Source organism: Bradyrhizobium sp. 170, from assembly GCF_023101085.1.
Taxonomy (GTDB): domain Bacteria; phylum Pseudomonadota; class Alphaproteobacteria; order Rhizobiales; family Xanthobacteraceae; genus Bradyrhizobium.
This window is the reverse complement of sequence record NZ_CP064703.1, coordinates 1,521,556-1,534,135: the sequence shown is the minus strand read 5'-3', so window position 1 is coordinate 1,534,135 and position 12,580 is coordinate 1,521,556. Positions and strand designations below refer to the sequence as shown.

The 12,580-nt window shown below is 65.5% G+C and carries 13 protein-coding genes and 1 riboswitch; of the genes, 2 read left to right on the top strand and 11 right to left on the bottom strand.

Translation table 11 applies throughout. The features are described 5' to 3' along the window. Window positions 1-4: 4 nt before the first annotated feature. On the bottom strand, window positions 5-2,362 hold the full coding sequence (locus IVB05_RS07340) for a TonB-dependent receptor (RefSeq protein WP_247783736.1): 2,358 nt from the start codon (window positions 2,360-2,362) through the stop codon (window positions 5-7). A 114-nt stretch (window positions 2,363-2,476) separates the two neighbouring features. Beyond that, a riboswitch (cobalamin riboswitch) is annotated at window positions 2,477-2,678 on the bottom strand. 120 nt (window positions 2,679-2,798) lie between these two features. On the opposite strand from IVB05_RS07340, the gene IVB05_RS07335 reads away from it, so the two are divergent. Beyond that, complete coding sequence (locus tag IVB05_RS07335; protein ID WP_247783735.1) at window positions 2,799-3,371, top strand: histidine phosphatase family protein; 573 nt, start codon at window positions 2,799-2,801, stop codon at window positions 3,369-3,371. Window positions 3,372-3,381: 10 nt separating this feature from the next. Here the strand turns inward: IVB05_RS07335 and cobT are convergent, their stop codons facing one another. From cobT to cbiE, 8 genes are all read right to left on the bottom strand, one after another. After that, the gene (cobT, locus tag IVB05_RS07330; RefSeq protein ID WP_247786613.1) at window positions 3,382-4,434 is read right to left on the bottom strand and encodes a nicotinate-nucleotide--dimethylbenzimidazole phosphoribosyltransferase; all 1,053 of its coding nucleotides are present in this window, start codon (window positions 4,432-4,434) and stop codon (window positions 3,382-3,384) included. Window positions 4,435-4,461: 27 nt separating this feature from the next. Continuing rightward, window positions 4,462-5,211 carry a precorrin-6A synthase (deacetylating) gene (cobF, locus tag IVB05_RS07325; protein WP_247520408.1) on the bottom strand — a complete coding sequence of 250 codons (750 nt, stop codon included), beginning with the start codon at window positions 5,209-5,211 and terminating at the stop codon, window positions 4,462-4,464. A gap of 45 nt (window positions 5,212-5,256) precedes the next feature. Further along, complete coding sequence (locus tag IVB05_RS07320; RefSeq protein WP_247783734.1) at window positions 5,257-5,934, bottom strand: energy-coupling factor ABC transporter permease; 678 nt, start codon at window positions 5,932-5,934, stop codon at window positions 5,257-5,259. Window positions 5,935-6,039: 105 nt separating this feature from the next. Next, window positions 6,040-6,765: a uroporphyrinogen-III C-methyltransferase gene (gene cobA / locus IVB05_RS07315; RefSeq protein ID WP_247512642.1), complete on the bottom strand. Its 726-nt coding sequence runs from the start codon at window positions 6,763-6,765 to the stop codon at window positions 6,040-6,042. Continuing rightward, window positions 6,762-8,072 (bottom strand): cobyrinate a,c-diamide synthase, encoded by a 1,311-nt coding sequence (locus IVB05_RS07310; RefSeq protein ID WP_247783733.1) that lies wholly within the window; start codon window positions 8,070-8,072, stop codon window positions 6,762-6,764. Before IVB05_RS07310 ends, cobA begins: the two co-directional genes overlap by 4 nt. Then, entirely contained in the window at window positions 8,072-8,854 is a 783-nt protein-coding gene (gene cobM, locus IVB05_RS07305; protein WP_247783732.1) for a precorrin-4 C(11)-methyltransferase, read from the bottom strand. Before cobM ends, IVB05_RS07310 begins: the two co-directional genes overlap by 1 nt. Continuing rightward, entirely contained in the window at window positions 8,851-9,219 is a 369-nt protein-coding gene (locus IVB05_RS07300; protein WP_247512645.1) for a cobalamin biosynthesis protein, read from the bottom strand. The genes cobM and IVB05_RS07300 overlap by 4 nt, the downstream gene beginning before the upstream one ends. Continuing rightward, window positions 9,216-10,397, bottom strand: coding sequence for a precorrin-6y C5,15-methyltransferase (decarboxylating) subunit CbiE (gene cbiE / locus IVB05_RS07295; protein ID WP_247520413.1), 1,182 nt, complete (start codon window positions 10,395-10,397; stop codon window positions 9,216-9,218). Before cbiE ends, IVB05_RS07300 begins: the two co-directional genes overlap by 4 nt. Here cbiE and IVB05_RS07290 point away from each other — a divergent pair. Beyond that, complete coding sequence (locus IVB05_RS07290) at window positions 10,396-11,142, top strand: cobalt-precorrin-6A reductase (RefSeq protein WP_247783731.1); 747 nt, start codon at window positions 10,396-10,398, stop codon at window positions 11,140-11,142. The two genes, cbiE and IVB05_RS07290, sit on opposite strands and share 2 nt — an antisense overlap. Here IVB05_RS07290 and cobJ read toward each other — a convergent pair. Together cobJ and IVB05_RS07280 are read right to left on the bottom strand one after the other, a co-directional pair. Further along, the gene (gene cobJ, locus IVB05_RS07285) at window positions 11,118-11,852 is read right to left on the bottom strand and encodes a precorrin-3B C(17)-methyltransferase (RefSeq protein WP_247783730.1); all 735 of its coding nucleotides are present in this window, start codon (window positions 11,850-11,852) and stop codon (window positions 11,118-11,120) included. The two genes, IVB05_RS07290 and cobJ, sit on opposite strands and share 25 nt — an antisense overlap. Beyond that, a complete protein-coding gene (locus IVB05_RS07280) occupies window positions 11,849-12,580 on the bottom strand; it encodes a precorrin-2 C(20)-methyltransferase (protein ID WP_247783729.1) in 732 nt (243 codons plus the stop codon). Before IVB05_RS07280 ends, cobJ begins: the two co-directional genes overlap by 4 nt.

The window sequence follows — 12,580 nt, the reverse complement described above, 5'->3', positions numbered from 1 at the left end:
CACCTCACCATTTGAGGGCGGCGGAGATCTCATAGGTGCGCGGGGCTCCCAGCAGGATCTGGTCGGGATAGAACGGATCGCCCCAGATCGCGTAGCGCTTGTCGGTCACATTCCGCACCCGGAAAGTCAGCCGCGTTTGCTCGACGGCATTGAAGACGGATTTGGGGATGTCGACGAAGGCATAGAGATCGGCCACCGTGCAGGCGTTCATCGTCACCGTGACGGTGTTGTAGCGATCGCCGACATGGCGGCCGATCACCCCGAGCTCGACCGGCCACGGCGTGAAGAACCGGTAGGACGCGCCGGCGTTCGCGACGACGCGCGGCACGTTCGGCGGCGTATTCCCGGAAAACGAGCCACCAGCAAAATTGTAGTCGGCATAGCGCGCGTCGACATAGGCGATGTTGCCCCACACACGCCAGGCTTCCGTCAGGCGCATGGAGGCTGCGAGCTCCACGCCCTTCGATTCCTGCCGTCCGGCGAAGTTGAGCTGCATGCCGCCGGCCGCCGCATAGACATTCTTGCGCAGGATATCGAAGGCTGAGAACGACCACTCCGCCCGGTTGTCCCAGAACAGATGCTTCACGCCGGTTTCATAGGTCCGCGATGTTGTCAGGTCGAGCGGCTGGAGCGGCCCGAGCAGAAAAATGTTATTGGCCGACACGTCTGCACCCGTTGCGTATTGGCTGAAGAACGTCAGGCCGGGAACGGCCTCCCAAGTGTAGCCGATGCGGCCCGTCACCGGCATCCAGGATTTCGAGAAGGGAAAGCCCGTCTTCACCACGCCGTTCGCGTCGGTCGAATTCCGATCGAGCCCGATATGCTCCATGCGCAGGCCACCGACCAGAGCAAATGTCCGTGTGATCTTAAGGCGATCCTCGAACGACAGGGACTCATTGTCGATTCGAGCGGTCTGTCGCTGCGTCGTCAGCAGGCCGTAGTATCCGCGCGCGGGATCGACCAGCGTGACCAGGTCGTGGGGGAAGTTGGCGGCACCCGGGCGGACGAAATCGAGGCCGCTCGCCGCAACCGTCGTCACGAGGCGGTTATCCATACCGACGATGTTCGCATCCCAGGTCAAGTCGGTGATGTTGCCTGCGAGCTTCTGGCGATGCGCCACGTAGAAGCGCTCGCGATCGACCAGGTTCGAATTGGCGTTGAACGCCTCAACTTCGTTGTTGAGCCACTCGCGCTCGGCGCCATAGCCATAGGCCTGGCTCTTCAGGGTCAGACCGGGTGCGAGCCTGAGCTCGAAGCCGCCGCGAAGCCATACCTCCTTCGCCACGTTACGATTATCGAGAACGTTGTAGTTGGTGTTGAAGGTGCGGTCGTCGATCGTGACGGGCCCCAGGTTCGATCCGTTGTAGTTCGAGACGTAGCTCCCGGAGACAATGCCGGCTGTGGCATGGGATCCGCTGAAGGCGACCGGAACGAGCGGCACGCCCCAATAGGCCCTCGAACGGTCCTCCTTGTATTCGATGGCGCCCCAGACCTTGAGATTGTCGGATATGCGGTAATTCAGTTGGCCCGATACGTCGAGCGTCTTCGTGTTGGTGTCGTCGGCAAAACCGTTGAGTGAGGAGCGGCTGATGTCGAACCGGTAGTCCAGGCTCTGGATGTTGGTGCTGCCGCCGGAGCCGTAGTAGCTCCGGAACGAATTCAGCGAGTCATAGGAGAAGTACGCCTCGTTCCGGATCGGCCCGATGTGCGGCTGCTTGGTCAAGAAATTGACCGCACCGCCTGCGGCACCCTCGCCCGACAACAGTGAGGCTGGTCCCTTCAGAAACTCCACTGCCTTGAGATTGGCCGCATCCATGATACGCGACGTCATGTTCTGCGGACCGATCTTGATGCCGTTGTAGAGCACGTTGATCTGGCTGTTGGTGAAGCCGCGCATCGAGAAGGCCGAGGGCTCGGCCGGATTGTCACCGGACGTCACGCCGACCGCGCCTTGCGCGACTTCCGACACCGTCCGATAGCCTTGCTCACGGATCGTCTCAGCTGAAATCACCTCGACGGTTGCCGGAATCTCGCGCACGGTCAGGCCAAGACGCGAAGCGCCCTTGGCGACAGCGTTCGTGTTCGGCGGCGTCTGCATTGCTTGCTCATCAGGCTTCGGTGCTGTCGCGGCGGACGTGGCTCTGCTTGCCGCCGTATGGCGCGCGCCGCGTTCGTCGCGACCGGCCGGCTTTGCCGGTCTGCGCTTCTGATCGGCACCCGGATAAATCTCGACGGGTGGCAATTGCTCACGGGAGCTCGCCTGTTGCGCCCAGGCTACGGAGATGTCGAGGGAAGCAAAATAAGAGAGAACGCCGGATGCGAGCAAGAATTTGCCCGACCGGGCGGCACGAAGAGACGACATGGTTGATACCTCGGTATGACGTCAGTGGCACGTCACAGCGACCCAGGTCTCAACCTCCAGCTTGCTAAGCCTCGGGTGAAGCCGAATGTCTGTACTCCCCGACCGACATCTTCGCGTGTGACCACGGCTGACGGCAGGTCTCCTGGCTTGCGGGTCGTTACCTTGCGTCGCCTTCCCGGGACCGAGATGCCCAGTGGCTCGTGACGCAACATTCTCCGCTCACAGTTGCGGGGGCAGCTACGGCATTGAGGAAACCTCCTCGCACCGCATTCCCTTTTCACCCCCGTAAGGGGAAACCGTCGCGTGCATCTAGGATTAAGACGAGCGCGGAGTCAATGTGCAGTCTGGGTGTCCTTGTCGCAGCGATCTCTACATTGACAATTGCTTACCGGAGCGTGCTATCGCGTTACTGCTCTGACGTAGGTGGAGACGTTGAATGGAAGGGGACACCTTCCTCTGGCTGGTCCGGCATGCCGTCGTCAATGGCGTCGCAGGGACGATCCATGCCTCGGACGCCCCCGCGGATCTCAACGACCGGACGCAACTTGAAGCGCTGAGACGGCATCTGCCGCAGGACGCCACAAGCTACGCAAGCCCGTCGCGACGGACCGTCGACACGGCGCGTGCGCTGGGGCGTGACCCGATCCTGGTGCCCGAATTCCGCGAGCAGGATTTTGGCGACTGGACCGGGCAGCGCCACGACGATCTCGCCGCTGCCGGCCGCGAAGGCTACGCAAAGTTCTGGAGCGATCCGGCTCACTCCCGGCCGCCGGGCGGCGAAAGCTTTGAGGATCAGATTGTCAGGGTTCGGCAGGGCCTCGATCAGATCGGGACCGGACCGGCAATCCTTGTCGTCCATTCCGGCACCATCCGCGCTGCGCTGTGCATCGCACTTGACCTCACCCCGCAGGCTGCCCTCCGCTTCGTCATCGACCCGCTCTTCCTCACTCGCATCGATCGGCTGTCGAATGGCTGGCGGGTGCTATCGGTCAATCAGCGCGCTGCTTGAAGCGCCGTCATCAGGCCGGCCGATCCGGCACGTTGGCTTGCGCAAAGGTCGCCATGCCGTTGTGCAGGGCGCATGCGAGCCGCACCAGCGGCAGTACGATCGCGGCACCAGATCCCTCGCCGAGCCTCAGGTCCAGGCTGACCAGAGGATGGATGTTGAGCGCGCGAAGAATCAGGCGATGTCCCTGCTCCGCCGATTGGTGCGAGGGCAAGAGATATGGCTGACACGACGGATTGAGACGCACCGCCGCGAGCGCTCCAGCTGACACGATGAAGCCGTCGATCAGGACCGGAATGCGCCCCTGCGCGGCTGCGATGATCGCACCGCAGATGGCGGCGATCTCGAGACCCCCAACTGCACACAAGATCTTTTCGGCAGAAGCCCCCGCAAGCCTGTGCAGGGCCAGCGCGGCATCAACCAGCCGCGCCTTGCGGGCCCGGCCGGCGGTATCGACACCGGTTCCGCTACCTGCGATCTCTTCGGCGCTCACGCCGAGCAGGGCCGAAGCGATTGCTGCCGAGGTCGTGGTGTTGCCGATCCCCATTTCTCCGAAGATGAGTAGATCAGGATGCCCGGCCTCTGCGCGCAGCACCGCGCGCCGGCCGCATTCAAAGGCGAACGCCAGCTCGCTCGGGTTAAGCGCCGCCTCCACACTGAAATCGCGGCTGCCACAGCGCGGCTTGTCGGTGACGACACCCGCCAGCGGCGCTCCCGCCAACGTGCCGGCGTCGACGACTTCGAGACCCAAACCCAATTCGCGTGCCAAGACCGATATCGCAGCGCCGCCCGCGGCGAAATTCGCCATCATCGCGATCGTCACCTCCTGCGGATAGGCCGACACGCCCTGCGCGACGATGCCGTGATCGCCGGCAAAGATGATGATCGGCACGCGCGCCGCGCGAGGTTTTTCCGTCTGCTGCAAACCGGCAAGCTCGACCGCAATGTGCTCGAGCCGGCCGAGCGCACCGGTCGGCTTTGTCAGTTGCCCCTGCCGCGCGAGCGCCGCCTCGCGATGGACGGCCGAGACATCAGGGCAGTTCTGGGAGACCCACTCGGGAAGCATGTTGTTCTGCCTCTGCATGCAGCCGCCTCACGGCCTGCGCTTGAGAATGTAGCTGTCCATGATCCAGCCATGCCGTTCGCGCGCCTCTTGCCGCGTCGCGACGATGCGAGGGCCAACCTCGGCAAGCTCACCGGACATGATGATTTGATCGGACATGCCGAGATAGGCGCCCCACCAGATGTGCAGGCCTTTCGGCTCCAGCGATTGAAAGGCGGTGCCGCCATCAAGCATCACGACCACGGTGTCGGTGCCGTCAGGCCAGCCGGCTTCGCGCAGCCGCCGCCCCGTCGTAACGAGAAAGGGCTCGCCGATGTCGTTGAGCGGCAGCGCATGCGCCGCGCACAGCGCCTGGATCGACGTAATGCCCGGGATCACCTCGATCGCCGGCAACGGGTCCAGCCTTCGCGCGATGCGCAGGCTGGAATCGTAGAGCGACGGGTCGCCCCAGATCAGCAGGGCCACGCGGCCGTCGCTGCCAAGGTGGCTCGCGACCTCCTGTAACCAAGTTGCAGCGACAGCGTCGTGCCAATCGTCAACGCCCCGGCGGTAGTCCGCCTCGCCGGCATCGCGCACGGGCAGATCGAATTCCACGATACGCGCCTTGTCGCTCGTGAGCACATCGGCGCAAATCGCCCGCCGCAGTTCGGCGAGATCGGACTTCGCCGCGCCCTTGCGCGGGATGAGGACGAGATCGGCAGCGTTGATCGCGCGGATCGCAGCGAGCGTGAGCTGCTCGGGATCGCCGCAGCCGATACCTATCAGGGAGAGCGTCAGCATAACCTGTGCGAAGGGCGGCCGTGGCAGCCGCCCCTCACGTTATCTCTACACGGCGTTGTGCAGGCGCGGGGTGACGAAGCCGTAGGCCGTAACGCCACGCAGCGATTTTGCCAGCGCGAGCACGGCAAGATCCGCCAGCGGCTCGATCACAATGACCAGCGCATAGGATCCTGCAAACATCGCGATGTTGGCGAGATTCGTCGCGCCAAAGCCCGCACCGTAGAGCGCCCAGAATGCAACCCACGCGACGATGGCGGACTGGTACGTCGTCGAAAGCGCCAACGCCTGGCGATATTGCAGGTCAACATAGGCGGTGTTGCGGGGAATGATGCGCTGGGACAGCGCGTGGATCGCGAACAGCGGCACCACCAGCGTCGTCAAGTTCATGCCGTATTGCGGCAGGTCCGTCGGCACGAAGAACAGGCCTTGCAGCAGAAGACCCAATGCGAGTCCGAACGCGGCGGGTGCGGCACCGAACAGCAGGAACAATGTGGAACCGAGGATGAAGTGCACCTCGGAGACTCCGACGCGGAAGTGCGGCAGGATCTCGAAGAATGAGAACACCAGCGCTGTCGTCGCAACCGTGCGCACGGCAAATGAAACGATGCCTTGCTCGCGCACGCTATCCGCCGCTAGCTTGAGAGCGACGCCGCCTGCGGCAATTCCGGTAGCATAGCTCAGCACGAGTTTTGCACCCGTCACAATTCCCGGTTCGATATGCATGGCCTCAAGTCCTTCCTGCCGTCACACCGACGGCTTTGGCGTCAAAATTGACTCTTTCGAAGAGCACGCGTCAAGCGGCGAGCGAGGGTCGGCGACGGTGTCATCTCACGTCATCTCCGCCAACGCGCCGAACAGGATCACGGCGGCGGTCTTCGCCGCTCCGCCTCGCGCGAGCTGTTCGGCGAGCTCCTCGATCGTGGTGCGGACCAGCCGCTCGTCGGTGCGGCCCAAGGATTCGGCAAACAGCGCCGGCGTGCTCGGCGCGAGGCCATGCTCGATCAGCTTCGCGGCCAGGACCGGGAACGTGCGCCGGCCCATATAGACGACGGTCGTCGCCTCCGGATCGGCCAGCGCCGCCCAGTTCAGGTTCGCGGGCAATTCACCGGTGACATCGGCGCCGGTCACGAACTGGACCCGGCGCGACGTATGCCGTCGGGTCAGGGGAATGCCGGTCTGCGCCGCCGCGACGCAGGCCGCGGTGACGCCTGGGACGATCTCGTAGCCGATCCCTGCCGCGCGGAGTGTCTCGAGCTCCTCTTCCAGACGACCGAAGATGCCCGCATCGCCCGATTTCAGCCGCACCACGCGCGCGCCCGTTCCCGCGTAATCGACCAGCAACCGGTTGACATGCTGCTGCTTGGTCGAGGGGCGACCGGCGCGTTTTCCCACCGCGACGAGATTGGCGGCTGGACCGGCCAGATCGAGGATCGCCCCCGATGCGAGGTCATCATAGAGCACCACGTCGGCTTCGCGCAGCCGCGCCGCCCCTTTCAGCGTCAGGAGCTCGGGATCGCCGGGGCCGGCGGAAATGAAGGAGACGAAGCCGCTCACCGGTCCTCCGCAATCAGATGGAAGAAGGTACCGGAGGTGTTATCGCGCCGCGAGCCGGTCTCCGCAACCACGGCGCCCGTCGCATCGCACACGACCGCGAGCGGCGTGTCAGGCTGCGCGACGATCATCGAATAATGAAACTCATGGCCCCTTAGCCGTGCGCCGGCCTTGTGTCCGGGTATCGGTGCAGCAAGCTCCGCCAGGCGATAACCCAGATGCATGCGACGCCTGGCATAGCTCGTCTCCAGGCCAAGCAAGCCGACCATCTGGTGGCGTGCGCCCTCGGCGTCGGTCAAGGCCGTACCGAGCACCATATAGCCTCCGCATTCGCCATGCACGGGGCGCGTCTCGGCGAAGGCGCGCAATGCGCCACCAAACCGCGTGTTGCCTGCAAGCCGGCCCGCGTGCAGTTCCGGATAGCCGCCGGGCAACCAGCACACGTCGGCGCTCGCGTCAGGCCCTTCATCGGCAAGCGGCGAGAAGGGCGATATCTCGGCGCCGGCGGCGCGCCAGGCTTCGAGCATGTGCGGATAGATGAAGGAGAACGCCGCATCGCGCGCCAGCGCAATCCGCTGCCCGGGTGGCGTGACGGTGAGATCGCCCGGGGCCGATGGCGGCAGCCAGGCAGAGGCCGATTGCAGCACGGAGTCGAGATCGACATGCTCGGTGACGAAGCGTGCAGCCTTCGCAATCAGTTCGCCGATCTCTGCCTGCTCCTCGGCCTGCACCAGTCCAAGATGCCGCTTCGGCAAGGCGATCTCGGCATGGCGCGGCAGCGCACCGAATACGGCAATGCCGGCGTCTGCCATGGCGCGGCGCACCAGATCCTCGTGCCGCGGGCTCGCGACGCGATTGAGAACGACGCCTGCAAGCCGGACGCCCGCGCGGAAATCGCGCAGTCCGGCGGCAACCGCCGCGGCCGTCTGCGCCTGGCCGGATGGATCGATCACCAGCAGAACCGGCCAGCCCATCATCTCCGCGATGTCGGCGGTCGCGCCGGTGCCCGCCACGCCGCGCGCAGCGACGCCGTCGAACAGGCCCATCGAGCCCTCCGCGAGCACGAGATCGGCGTCCGCGCCGCGGCCGACCAGCTGCGCGATCGTCTCGCGATCCATGGCCCAGCTATCGATATTGACCGAGGCATGTCCCGTCGCGGCCGCGTGGAAGGCGGGATCGATATAGTCGGGTCCGCTCTTGAAGCACTGCACGGTCAGCCCGCGATTGCGATAGGCGCGCGCGAGCGCCAGCGTCAGCGTCGTCTTGCCAATGCCGGAGGCCGGCGCCGAGATGACGAGGCCTGTCGCCATCACGACGCCTCCGGAAAACGCGGTGCCTGCCCGACCGGGCGGTAACGGCGATTATAGTCGGCAGCGTAAAGGCGGCTCTCGGCGAACTCCTCCGAGCCCAGCGTCTTGCCGACCAGAATGAGCGCGGTCCGCTCGAGCTCGACACCGACTGCGGCATCGAGCGTGGCAAGCGTGGCGCGCACGATGCGCTGGTCCGGCCAACTTGCGCGCCAAACAATCGCGACCGGACAATCCGTGCCGTAATGCGGCGTCAACTCGGCAATCACCTTGTCCAGGAGATGGATCGACAGGTGGATGGCGAGCACCGCACCGGTCGCGGCGAAAGCGGCGAGCTTCTCGCCGCCCGGCATCGCGCTCGCCCGGCCGGGCGTACGCGTCAACACCACGGACTGGGCAAGGCCCGGCAGCGTCAGCTCGGCCTCGAGCGCCGCGGCGGCGGCGGAGAAGGACGGCACGCCGGGCGTGATCGAATAGGGAATCTTCAGCGCGCGCAGCCGCCGTAGCTGCTCGCCCATCGCTGACCAAATCGAGAGATCACCCGAATGCAGCCGCGCGACGTCCTTGCCTTCCACGTGCGCGGCGGCGATCTCCGCAATGATCTCGTCGAGCGACAGCGGCGCGGTGTTGACGATCCGCGCGCCCGGCGGGCAATGCCCGAGTACGCCTTCCGGCACGAGCGAGCCGGCATAGAGGCAGACCGGCGAGGCGGCGATCAGATCGCGCCCGCGCAAGGTCAAGAGATCTGCAGCGCCGGGGCCGGCGCCAATGAAATGCACGGTCATTCGCCGTCTCCTTCGGCAATCGCCGCCGTTACGGTGCGGTCTTGTGAAACCGCGCGCGTCGCAATCAGGCGCGCGCGACGACCGGCCGCCACCAGTGCGGCGGCTTCCGCGACCGACCCCGTGCCAAATTTTTCCCGGATGAGTTTTGACTGGGTCAGCGTCGCGGCGCCGGCCAGCACATTGGCTGGAACAGCCTTGATCGGCACGTTGAGCTCGCGCGCCAACGATATCAGAGCGGCCGTCTCCGCCTTGTCGCTGACCGTGGCGACCGCCGCGAGGCCTTCGCAGCCGCCGGCCGCGATCAGCGCTTCGCGCAGCGAGGCAAGCGTCGCGGTACGCCTGAAGCCCAAACCTGCGACCTTCATTTGACCGCACTCCATTGCACGACCGGCCGCACCGACTCCCAGGATCGGTACCGGCCCAGCGGGGCGGCATGAGCGATCTCGATCCGCATCAATTCCCCACCATGGCGCTGATGCAGGTCCGCGAGAAACGCCTCCGTTTCTAGCGTCACGGCATGTGCGACCAATCGCGTGCCCGCTTCAAGACACAGCCAGACGGGATCGAACAACGTGGCATTGAGCCCCCCGCCGACGAATACGGCACCGGGCGCCTTCAGGCCCGCGAGAGCATCGGGCGCGGTTCCTTCAACGACGGTGATCCGATGTGTCAGACCGAACGCCGCAACATTGCGGCGGATGTTCGCAGCGCGTTCCTCGCGAGCCTCAACCGCAATGGCCGTCCCCCCCGCCAAAGCCCATTCAACGGAGATCGAGCCTGAGCCCGCGCCAATATCCCACAATCTTTCGCCGGGCCGCGGCGAAAGGGCTGACAGCGCCAGCGCGCGCACCGGCCGCTTGGTGATCTGGCCGTCATGCACAAAGAGATCGTCCGGAAGACCCGAGCTGCGCGCGATGCCCTGCGATCCCCTCGCCTCCAGCGCCAGCGCGACGAGATTGTCGCGAGGCTCGGCCGAGTAGCTGTCGGCACGATGTTGTCTGATGCGTTCGCCGGGGCCACCAAGGGCCGCAAGGCTCCAGATCAACGACCCGCCCCAGCCACGTTCCGTGAGCCATTTTGCGAGATCGCCGCCTGCCTTGCCGTCGCGCACCAGGCAAATGATCCGCGCGCCCTGCGCCAGATGCGGGACCAAGCGCTCGAAAGGCGCGGCGTGGAGCCCGAGACAGACGACAGATTCGAGGCGCCAGCCCAATCGCGCCGCGGCGAGCGAGAAGGTCGAAGGCGCGGAGTGGACAACCCACTCGCCTGCCTCGAGCTTCTCAGCAAGGCTTCCGCCGACGCCATGCCAGAACGGATCGCCCGAGGCAAGCACCGCCGTCGGGCGGCCGCGCCGGCTCAGCACAATGTCCGCATCGAACGGTACCGGCCACGGACGGCCGCGGTTGCCAACCTCCGCGAGCGCGAGATGGCGTTCGCCGCCAAAGACAGTTTCCGCCCGGGCAATCGCCTTTCGGCTTGCCTCGGAGAGGCCGGCAAGGCCATCTTCGCCGATGCCAATAATGGTCAACCAGGGATCAGCCATGATGCGCGCCCTCATTCTGGGCGGAACGGCCGACGCCAATCTGCTTGCAGAGAGCATCGCGCGCGCGGGACTCGACGCGATCTATTCCTACGGCGGGCGCACCCGTGCGCCCGCCAACCAGCCGCTGCCGACTCGTATCGGCGGCTTCGGCGGCGTGAGCGGTCTTGCCGAACACATTCGTCGGGAAGGCATCACGCATGTGGTTGACGCAACGCATCCCTTCGCGGCCGAAATGAGCCGCAACGCGGTTGCGGCGTGCGTGGAAACCGGCACGCCGCTGATGGCTCTGGAACGCGCCCCCTGGGCCAGAACGCCCGGCGACAACTGGATCGAGGTGGCCAATATCGCCTCCGCTGTTGCGGCCTTGCCGGAAAGCCGCACCCGGGTGTTTCTTGCGATCGGCCGGCAGCATATCGCGCCCTTCGCCAGCAGGCCGCAGCACGCCTACACGCTGAGATTCGTCGACGCGCCCGAGGACGCCTTGCCATTCGATGCCGACGTCATCTTGTCGCGCGGCCCGTTCACGCTCAATGGTGAACTGGAGATGATGCGCGCGCGTCGCATCGAATGGATTGTCGCCCGCAATTCCGGCGGAGACGGCGCGCGCGCCAAGATTGACGCTGCGCGCGCGCTGGGTCTTCCCGTGATCATGCTGTCGCGACCAGCACTTCCGGACCGGTTGCGGGTGGAAAGCGTCGCCGAGGTCATGCAATGGCTCGGTCATCGTACCTGCCTCGGTGCATAGACCCAGCGGCCGATCCGGCGCGTCGTCGAATTGCTGACGATCACGAGCGTCCGCATGTCGGCCATTTCGGGCTTCGCCTCGCATAGCCTGAGCGCCTCAATCCGCTCATCGGGTGTGCTGACCGCCCGCGCAAAGATGACAATGCGCTCGCCGCACCCCGCCTCGCTCAGGACGTCCAGCGCGTGTCCAAAGCCCTCGGGCCGGTTCGCCGAGCGCGGATTGTACATCGCGATCGCGAAATCAGCTTCGGCGGCGAGCCGCAGGCGCTTCTCGATCACCGGCCACGGCTTCAGATTGTCGGAGAGATTGATCACGCAAAAATCATGTCCGAGCGGTGCGCCGGCGCGCGCGGCGGCTGCCAACATCGCCGTCACGCCAGGTAACACGCGGATGGGAAGCCCCTGCCATTGCGGCCGGTCCTCAAGCGCCTCGAACACGGTAGAGGCCATCGCAAAGACGCCGGGATCGCCGGAGGACACCACGACAACCTGATGGCCTTCTGATGCGAGCCGCAAGGCTTCGTTCGCGCGCTGCAACTCGACGCGGTTGTCGGAGGGGTGCAACGTGAGGCCTTCGCGCGGAGCCACGCGCGCAACATAGGGCGCATAGCCCACGACGTCGGTCGCGGCCGCGAGTGCGGCGGAGACTTCCGGCGTGACCAGTGCGTCGTCGCCCGGCCCAAGTCCCGCGATGGTCAGCGTGCCCGTCATTCGACCGACACCAGGCGTCGCCCCTGCCCGTGGACTAGCACGATCGCGAAATAAGGACAGTCGGCTTCCTCGACATCGATCAGCCGAGCGACACGCTCACTCGGCATGGTCCCGCGCTCGACCAGCCACGCGTCAGCCAGTCGGCCGGCGGACACAAGCGCGCGGCGCACTTTTGTCAGATTGCGGCCGGTCTTCATGATGACGAGCGCGTCGGAATTGCGCATCCGACGCTCCAGCTCGTCCTCCGCGAGCGTGCCCATCAAAACCGTCGTCACGTCGTCGCCGAGCGCGATCGGCCGGCCGACAGAGTTCCAGCAGCCGGCCATTCCGGGGATGCCTGCGATCACCTCGATCCCGACCCGCCGGTGCAAGCGCGCGTGCAGGTGCATGAAGGAACCGTAGAAGTAGGGATCGCCCTCACAGAGCACGACGACGTCGACCGCCCGCACAAGCCGCGTCAGGCGCTCCGCCCATTCGTCATAGAATCCGGTGAGCAGACGGACATACTCCGGACTGTCGAAGGCGATCTCGGTCGTGACGGGATATTCCATTGGATATTCCGAGACGTCCGCCGCCAGCATCCCCTCGACGATCCGCCGCGCCTGGCCGGGACGTCCCTTCTTGCGGAAATAGGCGACGTGCTTCGCCGCGCGCACTTCACGGTCAGCACGCACGCTCATCAAATTCGGATCGCCTGGCCCGAGGCCGCAGCAGATGATACGCCCCAT